Source organism: Alkalihalophilus sp. As8PL, assembly GCF_040939795.1.
Taxonomy (GTDB): domain Bacteria; phylum Bacillota; class Bacilli; order Bacillales; family Bacillaceae_D; genus Alkalihalophilus; species Alkalihalophilus lindianensis.
In genome coordinates this window covers 1,329,175-1,346,529 of sequence record NZ_CP162551.1, presented here as the reverse complement: position 1 = coordinate 1,346,529, position 17,355 = coordinate 1,329,175, and the positions used below count along the sequence as shown (strand labels likewise).

Annotated in this window: 14 protein-coding genes, 16 tRNA genes and 3 rRNA genes; 29 read left to right on the top strand and 4 right to left on the bottom strand. The window is 42.4% G+C overall.

Going from position 1 to position 17,355, the window contains the following annotated elements; translation table 11 throughout:
* Positions 1-38: 38 nt before the first annotated feature.
* The 3 genes from AB3N04_RS08410 to AB3N04_RS08400 all read right to left on the bottom strand — a co-directional run bounded on the left by AB3N04_RS08410 (position 39) and on the right by AB3N04_RS08400 (position 3,014).
* On the bottom strand, positions 39-1,124 hold the full coding sequence (locus tag AB3N04_RS08410; protein ID WP_317123063.1) for an aromatic acid exporter family protein: 1,086 nt from the start codon (positions 1,122-1,124) through the stop codon (positions 39-41).
* Between the two features lie 240 nt (positions 1,125-1,364).
* On the bottom strand, positions 1,365-2,666 hold the full coding sequence (locus tag AB3N04_RS08405) for a glutamate-1-semialdehyde 2,1-aminomutase (protein WP_368505619.1): 1,302 nt from the start codon (positions 2,664-2,666) through the stop codon (positions 1,365-1,367).
* A 186-nt stretch (positions 2,667-2,852) separates the two neighbouring features.
* Positions 2,853-3,014, bottom strand: a complete 162-nt coding sequence (locus AB3N04_RS08400; RefSeq protein ID WP_368505618.1) for a sporulation histidine kinase inhibitor Sda — start codon at positions 3,012-3,014, stop codon at positions 2,853-2,855.
* A 254-nt stretch (positions 3,015-3,268) separates the two neighbouring features.
* On the opposite strand from AB3N04_RS08400, the gene AB3N04_RS08395 reads away from it, so the two are divergent.
* The 5 genes from AB3N04_RS08395 to perR all read left to right on the top strand — a co-directional run bounded on the left by AB3N04_RS08395 (position 3,269) and on the right by perR (position 6,090).
* A complete protein-coding gene (locus AB3N04_RS08395; RefSeq protein WP_317123066.1) occupies positions 3,269-3,694 on the top strand; it encodes a potassium channel family protein in 426 nt (141 codons plus the stop codon).
* A 65-nt stretch (positions 3,695-3,759) separates the two neighbouring features.
* Positions 3,760-4,233 carry a thioredoxin-dependent thiol peroxidase gene (gene bcp, locus AB3N04_RS08390; RefSeq protein WP_368505617.1) on the top strand — a complete coding sequence of 158 codons (474 nt, stop codon included), beginning with the start codon at positions 3,760-3,762 and terminating at the stop codon, positions 4,231-4,233.
* 68 nt (positions 4,234-4,301) lie between these two features.
* The gene (locus AB3N04_RS08385) at positions 4,302-5,252 is read left to right on the top strand and encodes a D-2-hydroxyacid dehydrogenase (protein WP_368505616.1); all 951 of its coding nucleotides are present in this window, start codon (positions 4,302-4,304) and stop codon (positions 5,250-5,252) included.
* A gap of 20 nt (positions 5,253-5,272) precedes the next feature.
* Entirely contained in the window at positions 5,273-5,563 is a 291-nt protein-coding gene (locus AB3N04_RS08380) for a cyclic-di-AMP receptor (RefSeq protein ID WP_368505615.1), read from the top strand.
* Positions 5,564-5,652: 89 nt separating this feature from the next.
* Complete coding sequence (gene perR, locus AB3N04_RS08375) at positions 5,653-6,090, top strand: peroxide-responsive transcriptional repressor PerR (RefSeq protein ID WP_317123070.1); 438 nt, start codon at positions 5,653-5,655, stop codon at positions 6,088-6,090.
* Positions 6,091-6,154: 64 nt separating this feature from the next.
* On the opposite strand, the gene AB3N04_RS08370 is transcribed toward perR, so the two are convergent.
* A complete protein-coding gene (locus tag AB3N04_RS08370) occupies positions 6,155-6,511 on the bottom strand; it encodes a YgzB family protein (RefSeq protein WP_368505614.1) in 357 nt (118 codons plus the stop codon).
* Positions 6,512-6,670: 159 nt separating this feature from the next.
* Between AB3N04_RS08370 and AB3N04_RS08365 the strand changes: the two genes are divergently transcribed.
* From AB3N04_RS08365 to AB3N04_RS08250, 24 genes are all read left to right on the top strand, one after another.
* Entirely contained in the window at positions 6,671-7,540 is an 870-nt protein-coding gene (locus tag AB3N04_RS08365) for a nucleotidyltransferase-like protein (RefSeq protein WP_368505613.1), read from the top strand.
* A gap of 271 nt (positions 7,541-7,811) precedes the next feature.
* Positions 7,812-9,363 (top strand): 16S ribosomal RNA (locus AB3N04_RS08360).
* Between the two features lie 206 nt (positions 9,364-9,569).
* A 23S ribosomal RNA gene (locus AB3N04_RS08355) occupies positions 9,570-12,509 on the top strand.
* Positions 12,510-12,751: 242 nt separating this feature from the next.
* A 5S ribosomal RNA gene (gene rrf / locus AB3N04_RS08350) occupies positions 12,752-12,867 on the top strand.
* The 16S, 23S and 5S rRNA genes sit together here with 16 tRNA genes alongside, the layout of an rRNA operon.
* An 11-nt stretch (positions 12,868-12,878) precedes the next feature.
* Positions 12,879-12,953, top strand: a tRNA-Asn gene (locus AB3N04_RS08345).
* Between the two features lie 4 nt (positions 12,954-12,957).
* Positions 12,958-13,051 (top strand) — tRNA-Ser (locus AB3N04_RS08340).
* Positions 13,052-13,073: 22 nt separating this feature from the next.
* Positions 13,074-13,148: transfer RNA gene (locus tag AB3N04_RS08335), tRNA-Glu, on the top strand.
* Between the two features lie 25 nt (positions 13,149-13,173).
* Positions 13,174-13,249: transfer RNA gene (locus AB3N04_RS08330), tRNA-Val, on the top strand.
* 30 nt (positions 13,250-13,279) lie between these two features.
* A tRNA-Met gene (locus tag AB3N04_RS08325) sits at positions 13,280-13,356 on the top strand.
* Positions 13,357-13,360: 4 nt separating this feature from the next.
* Positions 13,361-13,437: transfer RNA gene (locus AB3N04_RS08320), tRNA-Asp, on the top strand.
* A gap of 13 nt (positions 13,438-13,450) precedes the next feature.
* Positions 13,451-13,526: transfer RNA gene (locus AB3N04_RS08315), tRNA-Phe, on the top strand.
* 74 nt (positions 13,527-13,600) lie between these two features.
* Positions 13,601-13,685, top strand: a tRNA-Tyr gene (locus AB3N04_RS08310).
* A gap of 7 nt (positions 13,686-13,692) precedes the next feature.
* Positions 13,693-13,766: transfer RNA gene (locus tag AB3N04_RS08305), tRNA-Trp, on the top strand.
* Between the two features lie 13 nt (positions 13,767-13,779).
* Positions 13,780-13,855, top strand: a tRNA-His gene (locus AB3N04_RS08300).
* A gap of 10 nt (positions 13,856-13,865) precedes the next feature.
* Positions 13,866-13,940, top strand: a tRNA-Gln gene (locus tag AB3N04_RS08295).
* Positions 13,941-13,947: 7 nt separating this feature from the next.
* Positions 13,948-14,022, top strand: a tRNA-Gly gene (locus AB3N04_RS08290).
* A gap of 17 nt (positions 14,023-14,039) precedes the next feature.
* Positions 14,040-14,113 (top strand) — tRNA-Cys (locus AB3N04_RS08285).
* A gap of 15 nt (positions 14,114-14,128) precedes the next feature.
* Positions 14,129-14,217: transfer RNA gene (locus AB3N04_RS08280), tRNA-Leu, on the top strand.
* A gap of 6 nt (positions 14,218-14,223) precedes the next feature.
* Positions 14,224-14,300, top strand: a tRNA-Arg gene (locus AB3N04_RS08275).
* Between the two features lie 9 nt (positions 14,301-14,309).
* A tRNA-Leu gene (locus AB3N04_RS08270) sits at positions 14,310-14,391 on the top strand.
* A 281-nt stretch (positions 14,392-14,672) separates the two neighbouring features.
* Positions 14,673-15,503, top strand: coding sequence for a radical SAM protein (locus AB3N04_RS08265; protein ID WP_368505612.1), 831 nt, complete (start codon positions 14,673-14,675; stop codon positions 15,501-15,503).
* Between the two features lie 403 nt (positions 15,504-15,906).
* Positions 15,907-16,272 carry a YidH family protein gene (locus AB3N04_RS08260; protein ID WP_047973082.1) on the top strand — a complete coding sequence of 122 codons (366 nt, stop codon included), beginning with the start codon at positions 15,907-15,909 and terminating at the stop codon, positions 16,270-16,272.
* Positions 16,273-16,306: 34 nt separating this feature from the next.
* Positions 16,307-16,690, top strand: coding sequence for a hypothetical protein (locus AB3N04_RS08255; RefSeq protein ID WP_368505611.1), 384 nt, complete (start codon positions 16,307-16,309; stop codon positions 16,688-16,690).
* Positions 16,691-16,753: 63 nt separating this feature from the next.
* Positions 16,754-17,353, top strand: a complete 600-nt coding sequence (locus AB3N04_RS08250) for a polysaccharide deacetylase family protein (protein ID WP_368505610.1) — start codon at positions 16,754-16,756, stop codon at positions 17,351-17,353.
* Positions 17,354-17,355: the final 2 nt, after the last annotated feature.

Genomic DNA, 17,355 nt, shown 5'->3' with positions numbered 1-17,355 from the left:
GGTACACGAGGCTGGACGTCTTTTTTGGGTATAGCGATTTATTCTTCTTCTGGTTCTTGTACCTTCACTTGGTTTTCCTTCTTATGAAAGTTAAAGAAGGAATCAACTAAGTGATCGAGGTGTTCAAGTTGTTCTTGGTACTCCACAATTTGTGAAACAGCGGGGAGAATGTGAAGCCATTGAGTACGCACTGTTTCAGGATCTTTATAAAGGTTAATATAAAGATCTGTTAAAGCCGCTTTACCATCATTAATTTCTTGCATCGTTTCATCAGTGGGCAAAGATTGAACTTTACCAACGTAACGTAGTAAGATTCGGTCATGATATTGAGTTAATCGGCTTAATTGGAGCTCAATTTCTTTTTGGATCTCACAAGGTAATTGATGTAATTCCTCAGAACGTCTTTCGAGATTTTTAAGCACAATTAAAGACTTTTTGGTGGTAATCAACATTTGTCTGAATAAGACAATTTTTCTAGCTTTTCCATATTTATTACGAAGAAAGTAATTTCGTTCTTCTTTATATAAAAGGAATAGGTTATCTATTTTAACCATCTGCTCATCTAATCGACTAATATCACGTTTAAGCATGCGAGGATCAGCATCTTTTCTTAAAAAGAGCATAGTCCATTGAATAATATCTTCCGTTGCTTTTAACATTTTGTGATAGAGCTTTGTTTCATAGCGGGGTGGAATAAACAATAAATTAACTAAAAATGCAGCAAACACACCAATGATAATAAGCATAAAGCGTCCCGTTGCAAACTCAATAAAGTTGTCTGCAGGACTTTCCATCACAATAATGATAGTCACAATTGCTAAGGGGATGGTAGTAGGTTCTAATTTCACCTTTAGGATGATGCCGATAGCTAGTATTACGACTAAACCAACAACAAATGGTTCATGCCCAAATGTCATAACGAAGATGACTCCTAAGACAGCACCGATCACGTTAGCTTGAACTTGTTCCAAACTGGTTTGGAAGGTGCGGTAGATTGAAGGTTGAATCGCAAAAGCTGCGGCAAGAGCGGCGAACATCGGTGGCTCTAGCCCAACCCAAATAGCAAAATAGAGTGAGACAATAATGGCAAGACCCGTCTTAAATATACGAGCTCCAAGTTTCATGGTAACTAATTATCCTTTCTGCTCATCGCCTGAATATGATTACAAATTAGAATGAGTAGGGGCGATAGCATCCATTAATAAATTCATACCGAACGTACTATACAATGACTTTCCATTAGAATCAACCTCTTTTTATAAAAAGAAATAATGTAAGCGTTTTGTTTGTTTATTTAGCGATATTTTCTATAGTGCCTTTTTAGTGTATTAAAAAAAGCGCTAGATTAAACCAGCGCTTTCACTTTATTTTTGAGATTGAGATACACATTTAAAAGCGTGATTGACTGCTTTTAATGTTTTGTTGATGTCATCATCTGTATGAGCAGTGGTAAGGAACCATGCCTCGTACTTTGAGGGAGCAAGATTGATGCCTTGATTAAGCATCTCTTTAAAGAAAATCGCAAATTGCTCACCGTTGGTTTGTTCGGCTTGCTCGTAATTACGAATGGTCTCACTTGTGAAGTAGATCGTTAAAGCGCCTTTTAAACGGTTTACTGTGATTTCGACCTTATGTTTATTAGCAAGTTCAAGAATACCTTTTTCTAATTCGGCTCCAAGTCGGTTCAGTTCTTCGTAGACACCTTTTTCTTTTAATACTTCTAAACAAGCAATCCCAGCACTCATCGATGCAGGATTTCCAGCCATTGTTCCAGCTTGATAAGCAGGTCCAAGTGGGGCAACTTTCTCCATAATATCCACACGTCCACCGTAAGCTCCAATGGGTAACCCGCCACCAATGATTTTACCTAAGGCGGTCATATCTGGTTCAACACCAAGGTAGTTTTGAGCTCCACCGTACATAAAGCGGAAAGCCGTAATTACTTCATCATAGATGACTAATGCCCCGGCCTGATGTGTAAGTTCATTAACAGCTTCGAGGAAACCTGGATCGGGTTCAACAATTCCGAAATTGCCGACGATTGGTTCCACTAAAACCGCAGCAATCTCATCTCCCCATTTATCTAGCGCTTCTTTGTAAGCATTAATGTCATTGAAAGGAACGGTGATGACTTCTTTAGCGATACTTTTTGTCACACCAGCAGAGTCAGGTGTGCCTAATGTAGAAGGTCCAGAACCTGCTGCTACTAAGACTAGATCTGAATGACCGTGATAACAACCTGCAAATTTAATGATCTTATCACGACCAGTATAGGCGCGGGCAACACGGATAGTCGTCATCACTGCTTCAGTACCTGAGTTAACAAAGCGTACTTTTTCTAGAGATGGAATGGCTTCTTTTAACATTTTGGCAAATTGATTTTCAAGCTTTGTAGGTGTACCATATAATACCCCATTTTCAGCAGCTTTTGTAATTGCTTCGGTAATATGAGGGTGAGCATGACCGGTGATGATCGGTCCGTAAGCTGCTAAGAAATCAATATATTGATTTCCATCAACATCCCAAAAATAAGCCCCATTAGCACGCTCCATAAAAACGGGCGTTCCTCCTCCGACTCCTTTATAAGCGCGTGAAGGACTATTTACACCGCCTAGAATATGTTCTTGGGCCTCATCGTATAAGGCTTCTGATTGTTTGAAATTCATGTGATAAATTCCTCCATACCGTTATGTATTCACTTCATACTATTCATTATTCAATCATAAGCTTGGGTTTAGAACAAGTGAAAGGCAAATAGGTAGTAGAGAAGATGAGGCTTTCTTTTTTTGAGTGAGGGATACGAGAAGAGATAAAAAGATAGAAGGTTCGTAGTTCTTTTAATAGATCACAATTTAATCGGTTGTTTTCTTCATTGAAGAAAGATCGTTTGAGAAGGAATGAAGATTACGTTTACATATTTCTTGAAATAGTAACTCAATGAAATCCTGATGAAGATTGAGTTCTAACGCTTTATGGTAGCTTTGGATTAACACTTCATCATTTAGTATTTCCAAGTGTGGTAACCTCCTTTATTCGCGATGTGATTCACAAAATTCTCGGAGGATCATTTAGTCAAAGTTGTTTGATGTGATCATACATAATTTTCATATGTATTATTCTTCTTTAATAGTAAGATCCCCTTTAAACGATTGATAAAAAATTTTTTCATAAGTAGTTTAGAGATAAAATCATTCTATTCATTTCTAATTAATAGGAAATCCTCATATCTTTTGTAACAGGCAGTCCTAAAAAGGTAAGAGGTGAGCTAATGGTAAATTGGCTTTTATATATATGTATGTTTATTGCAGTAAGTGGGGTATTAATGAGTTTTTTATTGCTTTTACGTTACCGGCCAACTAGAGGGCGACACCGAGTATCTCTTCGCCATTTTATGATGTTAGTAAATGTTTATGTGACTGTTATGCTAGCATTTGCTCTTATTTATATGATTCTTGAGTTATTAGGTATTCAAGTATTGGCAGAAGCAAGTCGTAATGTCGGTGGGGAGTTAACGCATCTTGTCTCAGATGTTATCTACTTTAGTGCCATTACATTGCTTTCAGTAGGGTATGGTGATATTGTCCCAATCGGAGTAGGTAGAATTCTTGCTATCATTCAGGCTTTATTTGGTTATCTTTTGCCGGCGGCCTTTGTGGTCACAACTGTTATTCGATTTGAAAATAAGGTAGAATAGTTGTAAGAGGAAACAAGATTCGTTACGATAAATAAATCTTTATAAACAAGGAAGGTTGTGACATTATGGCTCTTGAAATCGGACAAGTTGCACCCGACTTTCAATTAGAAGCAAGTAGTGGTGAGCAAGTAGCATTAAGTCAATTCAAAGGGAAGAATGTAGTACTGTATTTCTATCCTAAAGATATGACACCAGGTTGCACGACTCAAGCATGTGATTTTCGTGACCGAGTAGAATCTTTTGAATCACTTGATACCGTTATTCTAGGCGTGAGTCCAGATCCATTAGTTCGTCATGAGAAGTTTATCGAAAAATACGATTTGCCATTTCTATTGTTAGCAGATGAAGATCATGAGGTTGCTGAGTTATATGGCGTCTGGAAATTGAAGAAAAACTTTGGCAAGGAATACATGGGAATTGAGAGATCGACTTTTGTCATTGACAAGGAAGGTAAACTGGTAAGAGAATGGCGTAAAGTACGTGTCAAAGACCATGTCGAAGAAGCATTAACATTTATAAAAGAAGAAGTTGAAGCATAAAGACTAAAAGCGAGGGGGATCACTCTCGCTTTTTTGAAAACAGAAAAGGTCTCTAATGAGGTGAGAAGATGAAGGTTGTATCGTCAGCAAGAATTAAAGAGGATATTCAGCAGCAAATGATTAACGATTTCCCGGAAGTTGACTTCATGTTCTATAAAAAAATGAATGAGGTTGGAGAAGATCTAAGCTCATGCGAAGTGCTCATTACATACGGAGAAGACCTCACTTCAGAGAGAATTGAAGAAGCTAAAAAATTAAAATGGATTATGGTTATTGCTGCGGGGCTTGAAAAAATACCTTTTGATACCCTCTTACAAAAAGGAATTTTGGTGACGAATTGTCGTGGCATTCATGCTAAACCAATGGGTGAATATACGATTAGCATGATGTTGCAAATGGCAAGAAAGACGAAAGAGTTGATAGCGAGCGAAAAACAGTCCAACTGGAATCGGAAAATCCCTATGATGGAGCTTAACGGTAAAACAGTTGGAATTCTTGGGGCAGGTGCTATTGGTCAAGAAGTTGCGCGTTTAAGTCAGGCTTTTGGTATGAAAACTCTCGGAATGAATAGTACGGGAAAAAGTATTCAATATATAGATGAAATGTATACTGAAAAGACTGTTGAAACGCTACTCGAGAAATCTCATTTTGTCGTTAATATTCTTCCACATACCGAAAAAACACAAAAGTTTATGAGCGAAGAACGTTTTTCTGCTATGAAAAAAGACGCTTATCTTATAAATATTGGCCGTGGAAAAACGGTTGATGAACAAGCTTTAGAAAAAGTGCTAGAGGAAGGGCATCTTGCACATGCAAGTTTAGATGTATTTGAAACAGAGCCGTTAACTAGCAATCACTCTTTTTGGAATCACGAGAAGGTCACAGTTACCCCGCATATATCTGGAATTTCATCTGAATATCAAACAAGAGCATTTGAGATCGTGAAAAAAAATCTAAAAACGTTCATTGAAGGGAACGATGACTTCATTAATCGAATAGATTTAACTAAAGGCTATTAGTTGTAAAAGGGGGACGGGTTATGAAGCTTCTAGTTTGTATTATTGATGATTTTTATGCGAGTGAGGTCGAGAGGGAGTTGCGAGAGGAAGGCTACCGAATGACAGAGCTTGCTAGTACAGGTGGTTTTCTAAAGAAGGGGAATACAACGTTTCTCTTTGGAATAGAAGAAACAGATCTAGAGAATCTAAAAGCTGCATTGAAAGATGCGTGTCTGTCATTAGAAGTAAAAAAGAAAAGGAAATCAAAAACCGACCATCGATACACTTCATTTTTAGTAGATGCATCTCATGCAATGCCTTTTCTATCCTAGGACAATATTGACTTGGTGGCAACGATTATATTATACTATTTATAAAGATTATAAAGTAAGAATGTCTTTTGAAAGAGAGGTGCATGACGATGTCAAACCATCGCTTGCAAGATGCAATTGATGCACTTAAAAGCACCCGTGTTCGTATGACGCCTCAACGTCATGCTATTTTAGAATTTCTATATGAAACTTCAATCCATCCTACTGCTGATGATATTTATAAAGCATTGGAAGGTCGTTTCCCCAATATGAGTGTCGCTACAGTATACAATAATCTGCGTGTTTTTAAAGAAGTAGGTATTGTAAAAGAGTTGACTTATGGAGACTCTTCAAGTCGTTTTGACTGTGTTACATCTGATCATTATCATGTGATTTGCCAAGATTGTGGTAAAATTGTTGACTTCCATTATCCTGGACTAGATGAAGTGGAAACACTTGCTGAACATGTGACAGGATTTAAGGTGCATAGTCACCGTATGGAAATCTACGGAACATGTACAGAGTGCACAAAGAAAGTTCAACATTAATTCTATTAGCACCTTAAGCTCCTCTAGCTTAAGGTGCTTTTTTATAAACAAAAAACGAAGCTAATTAGCTTCGTTTAGATTTGTTGTTATAAGATTCATCAAACTCTTTACCTTCAAGAGATTGATCAAGAGTTAAAGGTTCATTGCAATGCATACAAGCATCGACGCGTCCTAACATTTTTGTAGGTTTATTGCAGCTAGGACATACAACTTGTACTGATTTAGTTGAGAGCATGCCAATCCAAAAATAGACGACTGTGCTTCCGATAATAAATAAAAATCCTATCAGCATAGAGATGGTCATTAGGATCGGAGAGTCTCTAAAGAAAATCCCGATATACATAACGAGTATCCCAATAAAAACTAGTGACAATGCAAACGTTCGAATCTTATTTATTTTATTTGTATACTTAATTCCCATATTCGTCCCTCCCATTTATGAGTATAGCATAGAGAAGGGGAACAACCTATGGAACAGAGAAGAAATTCACTACTTTGTGAAGGATATCGCCAGTTCTTGTCGAAAGTAGTACACGAGAATTTCCTGGCAAAGTGTGTGGGCGATTGAGGAGGAGTTAGTATGGATATGTTTTTAAGGCAACTTTATCAAGATCGAGCTAGTGAGGATGATACATTGGCTATATTAGTTATAGAAAAAGAATTATCACCGCTATCAATTTTAGATGGATTCGATGCAATTGTACTTGTAATAAAAAATAATCCTGAAGTTGATTGGCATGTAAAGCATTATCAATTAGGAACGATGAAGGTAGCTTTGCACTCTTTGAGCCAAACCACGATGCATCATTCTTTAATCGCAGGCACGCACCGTCGTTTAGTGGATTGGCTTTTTCATGGAAAGATTGTTTTTGATCGAAATGAATTTCTTCAAGGGGTTAAAGAACGGATTGAAACCTTTCCTCCTGGCGATCGAATCAAAAAGATGACGATTCAATTTACGAAAATGTTAAGACGATTTGATGAAGGCAAAACGTTGTTCCATAATAATCATTCCTTCGATGCTTTTAGTAATATGATGCACTCTCTGCATCATTTAGCCAGACTGGCAGTCATTAATCATGGGTTTTATCCTGAGGTAACAGTGTGGGAGCAAGTTAGGAAGATTGAGCCTGAAACCTATAAATTGTATCAAGAGTTATTGATGAGTGAGGAATCATTAGAGCAACGAATTGAACTATTAATCCTTGCTACAGAATTAGCGGTTCGTTCAAAAACTGAAATTGGATCGCAGCATTTCCTGACATTACTAGCTTCTAGAGATGGAAGCTGGACGATAGCTGAAATGATGGAAATTCCTGAAGTGCAAGATTATCGAATTGACCTTGAATTGCTTGTTAACTTCTTAATAGAAAAGGAATTCCTATTAATAGATCATCAAGAATCAAAAGCTAAAGGAATTCATCACATTCGTTATAAACTAAAATCTTAAAATAAAATGGATAAATAGTGTTGACTTTAGTTTGTGTGCGTGATAAATTATTACTTGTCGCTGACAACACAGTTGTTACGCACACAAATTATTTTAAAAAAGTTGTTGACTTCGAAATGACGATTTGATAAGATGATGAAGTCGCCAACAACGACAAACAAGTTCTTTGAAAACTGAACAAAAGCCAAGCGAAATAGAGATACATGATATCTCGTCAATTTTCAAAACAAGATGCTAGCGTATCTTATGCAAGTGAGCTTAATCAAACACTTTTATGGAGAGTTTGATCCTGGCTCAGGACGAACGCTGGCGGCGTGCCTAATACATGCAAGTCGAGCGGACTGATGGGAGCTTGCTCCCTGATGTTAGCGGCGGACGGGTGAGTAACACGTGGGCAACCTACCTGTAAGACTGGGATAACTCCGGGAAACCGGGGCTAATACCGGATAACCCGTTCCTCCTCATGGAGGGATGGTAAAAGATGGCTTCTTGCTATCACTTACAGATGGGCCCGCGGCGCATTAGCTAGTTGGTAAGGTAATGGCTTACCAAGGCGACGATGCGTAGCCGACCTGAGAGGGTGATCGGCCACACTGGGACTGAGACACGGCCCAGACTCCTACGGGAGGCAGCAGTAGGGAATCTTCCGCAATGGACGAAAGTCTGACGGAGCAACGCCGCGTGAGTGATGAAGGTTTTCGGATCGTAAAGCTCTGTTGTTAGGGAAGAACAAGTGCCGTTCTAATAGGGCGGCACCTTGACGGTACCTAACCAGAAAGCCACGGCTAACTACGTGCCAGCAGCCGCGGTAATACGTAGGTGGCAAGCGTTGTCCGGAATTATTGGGCGTAAAGCGCGCGCAGGCGGTCTTTTAAGTCTGATGTGAAAGCCCACGGCTCAACCGTGGAGGGTCATTGGAAACTGGGAGACTTGAGTACAGAAGAGGAGAGTGGAATTCCACGTGTAGCGGTGAAATGCGTAGATATGTGGAGGAACACCAGTGGCGAAGGCGACTCTCTGGTCTGTAACTGACGCTGAGGCGCGAAAGCGTGGGGAGCAAACAGGATTAGATACCCTGGTAGTCCACGCCGTAAACGATGAGTGCTAGGTGTTAGGGGTTTCGATGCCCTTAGTGCCGAAGTTAACACATTAAGCACTCCGCCTGGGGAGTACGACCGCAAGGTTGAAACTCAAAGGAATTGACGGGGGCCCGCACAAGCAGTGGAGCATGTGGTTTAATTCGAAGCAACGCGAAGAACCTTACCAGGTCTTGACATCCTTTGACAACCCTAGAGATAGGGCTTTCCCCTTCGGGGGACAAAGTGACAGGTGGTGCATGGTTGTCGTCAGCTCGTGTCGTGAGATGTTGGGTTAAGTCCCGCAACGAGCGCAACCCTTGATCTTAGTTGCCAGCATTCAGTTGGGCACTCTAAGGTGACTGCCGGTGACAAACCGGAGGAAGGTGGGGACGACGTCAAATCATCATGCCCCTTATGACCTGGGCTACACACGTGCTACAATGGATGGTACAAAGGGCTGCAAAACCGCGAGGTTGAGCGAATCCCATAAAGCCATTCTCAGTTCGGATTGTAGGCTGCAACTCGCCTACATGAAGCCGGAATTGCTAGTAATCGCGGATCAGCATGCCGCGGTGAATACGTTCCCGGGCCTTGTACACACCGCCCGTCACACCACGAGAGTTTGTAACACCCGAAGTCGGTGAGGTAACCTTTTGGAGCCAGCCGCCTAAGGTGGGACAGATGATTGGGGTGAAGTCGTAACAAGGTAGCCGTATCGGAAGGTGCGGCTGGATCACCTCCTTTCTATGGAGTATTTAACTCTAGTCGATATATGATCTTACGATCATATACGCTTTGGTCTTTTGTTCAGTTTTGGAAGAATTTTTTTCTTTCCAGTGGGTTCTTTGAAAACTAGATAATGAAATGTAAACATGAAATGTTCATCGGACTCTTTAAATAGAGAAGATTGAACGAGCATGTCAAGAATTCAACAACCTTTTTTAAATTTTGGTTAAGTTAGAAAGGGCGCACGGTGAATGCCTTGGCACTAGGAGCCGAAGAAGGACGCGACGAACGGCGAAACGCCTCGGGGAGCTGTAAGTGAGCTTTGATCCGAGGATATCCGAATGGGGGAACCCACTATTCGTAATGGAATAGTACCCATGCCTGAATACATAGGGCATGAGGAGGCAGACCTGGGGAACTGAAACATCTAAGTACCCAGAGGAAGAGAAAGCAAATGCGATTACCTGAGTAGCGGCGAGCGAAACGGTAACAGCCCAAACCAAGAGGCTTGCCTCTTGGGGTTGTAGGACACTCTATACGGAGTTACAAAGAAATAGGATAGGCGAAGCGATCTGGAAAGATCCGCGAGACAAGGTAACAGCCCTGTAGTCGAAATTCTATTTCCTCCAGAGTGGATCCTGAGTACGGCGGGACACGTGAAACCCCGTCGGAATCCGGGAGGACCATCTCCCAAGGCTAAATACTCCCTAGTGACCGATAGTGAACCAGTACCGTGAGGGAAAGGTGAAAAGCACCCCGGAAGGGGAGTGAAACAGATCCTGAAACCGTGTGCCTACAACTAGTTGGAGCCCGTTAATGGGTGACAGCGTGCCTTTTGTAGAATGAACCGGCGAGTTACGATGTCGTGCAAGGTTAAGCTGATAAGGCGGAGCCGTAGCGAAAGCGAGTCTGAATAGGGCGCATGAGTACGCCGTCGTAGACCCGAAACCGTGTGATCTACCCATGTCCAGGGTGAAGTTCAGGTAACACTGAATGGAGGCCCGAACCCACGCATGTTGAAAAATGCGGGGATGAGGTGTGGGTAGGGGTGAAATGCCAATCGAACTCGGAAATAGCTGGTTCTCCCCGAAATAGCTTTAGGGCTAGCCTCGAGGTTGAGAGTTTTGGAGGTAGAGCACTGATTGGACTAGGGGTCCCCACAGGATTACCGAATTCAGTCAAACTCCGAATGCCAAAAACTTTTACTCGGGAGTCAGACTGCGAGTGCTAAGATCCGTAGTCAAGAGGGAAACAGCCCAGACCATCAGCTAAGGTCCCAAAGTATACGTTAAGTGGAAAAGGATGTGGAGTTGCCCAGACAACCAGGATGTTGGCTTAGAAGCAGCCACCATTTAAAGAGTGCGTAATAGCTCACTGGTCGAGTGACTCTGCGCCGAAAATGTACCGGGGCTAAACGTATCACCGAAGCTATGGATTGACACCTTAGGTGTCAGTGGTAGGGGAGCGTTCTAAGTGCTGCGAAGTCAGACCGAGAGGACTGGTGGAGCGCTTAGAAGTGAGAATGCCGGTATGAGTAGCGAAAAGAGGGGTGAGAATCCCCTCCGTCGAAAGCCCAAGGTTTCCTGAGGAAGGCTCGTCCGCTCAGGGTAAGTCGGGACCTAAGCCGAGGCTGAAAAGCGTAGGCGATGGACAACAGGTTGAAATTCCTGTACCACCTCCTCACCGTTTGAGTAATGGGGGGACGCAGAAAGGTAGGGTAAGCGCACTGATGGATATGTGCGTCCAAGCAATTAGGCTGAGAAGTAGGTAAATCCGCTTCTCGTGAAGGCTGAGTTGTGATGGCGAGGGAAATTTAGTACCGAAGTTCCTGATCCTACACTGCCAAGAAAAGCCTCTAGCGAGGTGAGAGGTGCCCGTACCGCAAACCGACACAGGTAGGCGAGAAGAGAATTCTAAGACGCTCGGGAGAACTCTCGTTAAGGAACTCGGCAAAATGACCCCGTAACTTCGGGAGAAGGGGTGCTCTATTAGGGTGTATGCCCGAGAGAGCCGCAGTGAAAAGATCCAAGCGACTGTTTAGCAAAAACACAGGTCTCTGCGAAGCCGCAAGGCGAAGTATAGGGGCTGACACCTGCCCGGTGCTGGAAGGTTAAGAGGAGGGGTTATCCCTTACGGGAGAAGCTCTGAATTGAAGCCCCAGTAAACGGCGGCCGTAACTATAACGGTCCTAAGGTAGCGAAATTCCTTGTCGGGTAAGTTCCGACCCGCACGAATGGTGTAACGACTTGGATACTGTCTCAACGAGAGACCCGGTGAAATTATAGTACCTGTGAAGATGCAGGTTACCCGCGACAGGACGGAAAGACCCCATGGAGCTTTACTGTAGCTTGATATTGGATGTTGGTACAGTTTGTACAGGATAGGTAGGAGCCTTGGAAGTCGGAGCGCCAGCTTCGATGGAGGCGTCGGTGGGATACTACCCTGACTGTGCTGACATTCTAACCTCGAACCGTGATCCGGTTCAGGAACAGTGTCAGGTGGGCAGTTTGACTGGGGCGGTCGCCTCCTAAACAGTAACGGAGGCGCCCAAAGGTTCCCTCAGAATGGTTGGAAATCATTCGAAGAGTGCAAAGGCATAAGGGAGCTTGACTGCGAGACCTACAAGTCGAGCAGGGACGAAAGTCGGGCTTAGTGATCCGGTGGTTCCGCATGGAAGGGCCATCGCTCAACGGATAAAAGCTACCCTGGGGATAACAGGCTTATCTCCCCCAAGAGTCCACATCGACGGGGAGGTTTGGCACCTCGATGTCGGCTCATCGCATCCTGGGGCTGAAGTAGGTCCCAAGGGTTGGGCTGTTCGCCCATTAAAGCGGTACGCGAGCTGGGTTCAGAACGTCGTGAGACAGTTCGGTCCCTATCCGTCGCGGGCGTAGGAAATTTGAGAGGAGCTGTCCTTAGTACGAGAGGACCGGGATGGACACACCGCTGGTGTACCAGTTGTTCCGCCAGGAGCATCGCTGGGTAGCTACGTGTGGACGGGATAAGTGCTGAAAGCATCTAAGCATGAAGCCCCCCTCAAGATGAGATTTCCCATGGAGTTAATCCAGTAAGACCCCTTAGAGATGATGAGGTTGATAGGTCTGGTGTGGAAGCGTGGTGACACGTGGAGCTGACAGATACTAATCGGTCGAGGACTTATCCAAATTATTCTTGACACATGTTTACGGAAACCACGCTAAGTTCGCGACGTCCTGTCGCAACGCCTGGTACCCACGTCCTGTGGGCATTATCTAGTTTTGAGAGAACCACTCTCAAACATTTACAAAGAGGATCGAACAGTTCGAGAAAGCAACGAAGTGAATGCCCGGAGCGTATCAAGCATACGTGAGGACATGAACAAGGAAGCTGACGAAGAAATGTGAAGATCATCTGAAGTAAATCATAGTCTGGTGGCGATAGCAAAGAGGTCACACCCGTTCCCATGCCGAACACGGTCGTTAAGCTCTTTTGCGCCGATGGTAGTTGGGGGCTTCCCCCTGTGAGAGTAGGACGTTGCCAGGCAGTAATATTATTCCACAGTAGCTCAGTGGTAGAGCAATCGGCTGTTAACCGATCGGTCGTAGGTTCGAGTCCTACCTGTGGAGCCAATTAGGAGAGCTGTCCGAGTTGGCCGAAGGAGCACGATTGGAAATCGTGTAGGCGGTGTAAAACCGTCTCGAGGGTTCGAATCCCTCGCTCTCCGCCAGATGATTTTTGATTAATAGATTGGCCCGTTGGTCAAGCGGTTAAGACACCGCCCTTTCACGGCGGTAACACGGGTTCGAATCCCGTACGGGTCACCAATTATACATACTTATTTTCTGCGATGGAGGATTAGCTCAGCTGGGAGAGCACCTGCCTTACAAGCAGGGGGTCGGCGGTTCGAGCCCGTCATCCTCCACCATTTCAATAACTTATAAGTATATTTTAACGACGCGGGGTGGAGCAGTTCGGTAGCTCGTCGGGCTCATAACCCGAAGGTCGGAGGTTCAAATCCTTCCCCCGCAACCAAAATGGTCCGGTAGTTCAGTTGGTTAGAATGCCTGCCTGTCACGCAGGAGGTCGCGGGTTCGAGTCCCGTCCGGACCGCCATTTTTACAAATTAGGCTTGGTAGCTCAGTCGGTAGAGCAATGGACTGAAAATCCATGTGTCGGCGGTTCGATTCCGTCCCAAGCCACCATTTATTTTAACTGAAATTATTTATTGAGTATTGACTAAACAATAGATGATGATGTATTATTGTTATTGTTGTTTGGAGGGGTAGCGAAGTGGCTAAACGCGGCGGACTGTAAATCCGCTCCCTCAGGGTTCGGCGGTTCGAATCCGTCCCCCTCCACCATTTATATAGGGGCATAGTTTAAAGGTAGAACAGAGGTCTCCAAAACCTCCGGTGTGGGTTCAATTCCTACTGCCCCTGCCAATATATTATTACGGCGATTGTGGCGAAGTGGTTAACGCACCGGATTGTGATTCCGGCATTCGTGGGTTCAATTCCCATCAGTCGCCCCATTTTTATTTTTGGGCTATCGCCAAGCGGTAAGGCAACGGATTTTGATTCCGTCATGCGTAGGTTCGAATCCTGCTAGCCCAGCCATTTTTTTGCGGAAGTAGTTCAGTGGTAGAACACCACCTTGCCAAGGTGGGGGTCGCGAGTTCGAATCTCGTCTTCCGCTCCATTTTTTTGTTTAATTGAGGCGGCATAGCCAAGTGGTAAGGCACGGGTCTGCAAAACCCTTATCCCCGGTTCAAATCCGGGTGCCGCCTCCAATGATTTTCTGCCGTGCCGGGGTGGTGGAATTGGCAGACACACAGGACTTAAAATCCTGCGGTAGGTGACTACCGTGCCGGTTCAAGTCCGGCCCTCGGCACCATATATTGCGCCCTTAGCTCAGCTGGATAGAGTGTTTGACTACGAATCAAAAGGTCGGGAGTTCGAATCTCTCAGGGCGCACCATTTTTTTATGCCGGTGTGGCGGAATTGGCAGACGCGCACGACTCAAAATCGTGTTCCTTCTGGAGTGTCGGTTCGACCCCGACCACCGGTACTTGAATAAATTAATTAGAATCGTTAATCGCTACTATGTAGGCGGTTTTTTTTATTTGTCTCTAAACCTGTCAAATTGGAATTTAATAAGATCGGCCATGTAAAGGATATTTGAAGATCAGGTCCGCAAAGGGCGAGATCTTAATTTGAGCAGGAGTCATGAATCGTAACTGTAATTGGTTACGTTTTTTTAGTTTGCGGAACTGAAGTCAAGGTTATTGGCATATATGCATACTATTTGATAGAATTTCATATACGTTTAAAGTAGTAGGAGGGATCACATTGGATAAGAAAAATCATATCGAATATAAAGAGCCTAAAAAGATATTAACTCCTACTAGTGGTTTTTTACATGGGTATACTCACTCCCTAAACCCCTACACAGGTTGTCTATTTGGTTGTTCATATTGTTATGTGAGACAAAGCCCAGTAGGATTATTTCGGAAAGAGGAGTGGGGTAGTTGGGTAGATGTAAAGCAAGGAATAAAAGAAAAATTAACTCGTGAAATGACTAATATAAGAAAGAAAAATAAACAGGTAACCATTTTCATGTCTTCTGCTACAGATCCATATCAATCAATTGAATACAAAGAAAATGTGACGAGAGCTTTATTAGAAGCAATGATTGAATCGCCACCTGATTTTCTCTTTGTTCAAACGCGTAGCCCGCTAATTACGAGAGATATCGACCTGTTTTTAAAATTGAAAGATTGCCTGCGAATTAGTATAACGGTTGAAACAGATAGGGATACGATACGTAAAACATTCTCTCCATCTGCACCTCCAATTCAGGCAAGGTTAAAAGCTATACGAGAACTCCGAGAACACCATTTACCAGTCCAAGTGGCCATAGCTCCTGTTCTTCCTTTTTCAGAGGAATTTCCTGAGACTTTATCTCAACTTGTAGATCGAATTGTTATTGATGATTTCTATACAGGTGATGGTAGTAACGGTAAGAGAACCGAGAGACTTAAGATTAAAGAATTGTACTCGGAAGATGAGAAAGAGAGATGGTATGGAAAAAGGACACATGAATATGCCTACGAACAAATGAAAAAAGCTTTTTCAACAGAACAGATTTTATTTAGCAAAGAAGGATTTATGCCTTATTAACCATAGCTTTCTTAAAGCAACCGTAAAAGGTTGCTTCTCTTATTTTAAGAGACATTACTATTTGACCTTATACCCATATAGGTATATAATATTGGTTATATACAACTGAAATTAGATAATAAACTAATGAGTAAGGGGGCTTAGGTATGTCCAAACAAGAAAAGAACACATGTAACACTACACATTGAGGCATAACAAAGAGTAAGACAGACGGTGAGAAGCAACTAAAATCAAAACCACCTATATGACCGGCTGTTTACTTATGGTTCCTGGTAGGAGCTATCTTTGTTATTTACAACACTGGGTTATATTTTTTGGGGTTCTTTTAATACACGAATGAATAGAGCGCAACCTCTTATTAGGTAGATGAACTATAAGAGGTTGCACTAGTTCGGAGGGTCTTATGAATCAAACGAATGAATCAAAATATATTCAGCAGCATTTAGCGAATGAACGAACATATTTAGCGTGGATTAGAACAGCCATTGCTATTATTGGAATAGGCTTTTTGGCAACAACACTGCATTTTAACACACCGTTGCACGAATATATGGATAACGCACTTGCAATGTTTATTAGTGGGTTTTCACTAGTCTTAGGACTTTTAACGATCATTTTAGCCACCTATATTTATTTTCGTAATCGAAAAACCATTAATACTCAAACTTTTCATTCGTCTTTTAAAATTATTGTTTATATGACTGTGGTCGTTTTTATGATTCTGATATTATTTATGGTATATTACTCTGTTTTATTATTAAATACGTAAATTGATACTTGGTACGGTATCAAAATGAGGTGTTATGATGGCGATCGTTTTCATACTTTGGTTACTAGTAACCATGTATGTTCTATATAAAAGATATGTTCCTGTATTTGGCTTGAATTGTAGTGAGCTTGAAAAAGTAAGACAAAAAGATGACATCCTCCTACTCGATGTTCGTGACTTTCCAGTTGCCCATAAGTTAACTGTGGGAGGAACTATAAATATTCCATTAGCCTATTTAAAAAGACATTATGATCAGATTGAAGGGGAAACTGTATTTCTAATTGGGTCAGAGAAATTTGAAATCAATATGACTACACGCTTTTTAAAGCGAAAAGGCATTAAAGTAGCAGGCTTTACGATTAAGAATGATCTCAACCGACATGATTGCAAAGAAAAACGTGAGCCGTATGGAGTATAGTCAACAACACTTGAGGTGAGATTGATGATGAAAAGTCCATGAGTAGAAACTCTTACTGGAGTTGTGTACAACTCATTAAACAAGAAGATGATTACTAATGGTTGTTCTCTTAGTCAACGAGAAGAAAAGTCAGTAATTTTAACTTTTGACGATGGGCCTAGTAAGTATTTAGAGGATTTTCTTGATGTTCTAGCCTCAGAACAAATCGAGGCTATGTTTTTTTTCCAAACACGGCTGCTTCACCATAAGAGACCATGGAACCGCCTATTAGAAGAAGGGCATGTGATTGGTGCTCATACACACAGACATCCTAATCTTTCTACATTACAGGCAATTGATCAAAGAAGAGAAATTGAAACAAGTAAACACCAAATCGAGAAGATTACTGGTCAAACAGTTAAGTATTTCAGACCGCCTTTTGGCCAGTTTAATGAAGAAACGTTGAATGTCCTATCTGATCTACAGTTGGAGATGGTGATGTGGGATGTAGCTTCTTTTGATTGGCTATTTAAAGGAGAGGCACTACGAATTATTGATATGGTTAAAAAACGTGTAAGAAACGGCTCGATTGTTCTTTTACACGAGCTTGAACAAACTTTACGTATTCTACCACTTTTAATTAAGGAACTTAAAGAGGAAGGGTACTCATTTAAAGTATTATAATA

Excerpts from the sequence above, each read along its gene's own strand:
- bcp (WP_368505617.1), top strand. The coding sequence starts at position 3,760 with ATGGCTCTTGAAATCGGACAAGTTGCACCCGACTTTCAATTAGAAGCA.
- AB3N04_RS08405 (WP_368505619.1), bottom strand. The coding sequence starts at position 2,666 with ATGAATTTCAAACAATCAGAAGCCTTATACGATGAGGCCCAAGAACAT.
- AB3N04_RS08260 (WP_047973082.1), top strand. The coding sequence starts at position 15,907 with ATGAATCAAACGAATGAATCAAAATATATTCAGCAGCATTTAGCGAAT.
- AB3N04_RS08365 (WP_368505613.1), top strand. The coding sequence starts at position 6,671 with ATGGATATGTTTTTAAGGCAACTTTATCAAGATCGAGCTAGTGAGGAT.
- AB3N04_RS08255 (WP_368505611.1), top strand. The coding sequence starts at position 16,307 with ATGATGGCGATCGTTTTCATACTTTGGTTACTAGTAACCATGTATGTT.
- AB3N04_RS08395 (WP_317123066.1), top strand. The coding sequence starts at position 3,269 with ATGGTAAATTGGCTTTTATATATATGTATGTTTATTGCAGTAAGTGGG.
- AB3N04_RS08380 (WP_368505615.1), top strand. The coding sequence starts at position 5,273 with ATGAAGCTTCTAGTTTGTATTATTGATGATTTTTATGCGAGTGAGGTC.
- AB3N04_RS08385 (WP_368505616.1), top strand. The coding sequence starts at position 4,302 with ATGAAGGTTGTATCGTCAGCAAGAATTAAAGAGGATATTCAGCAGCAA.
- perR (WP_317123070.1), top strand. The coding sequence starts at position 5,653 with ATGTCAAACCATCGCTTGCAAGATGCAATTGATGCACTTAAAAGCACC.
- AB3N04_RS08410 (WP_317123063.1), bottom strand. The coding sequence starts at position 1,124 with ATGAAACTTGGAGCTCGTATATTTAAGACGGGTCTTGCCATTATTGTC.
- AB3N04_RS08370 (WP_368505614.1), bottom strand. The coding sequence starts at position 6,511 with ATGGGAATTAAGTATACAAATAAAATAAATAAGATTCGAACGTTTGCA.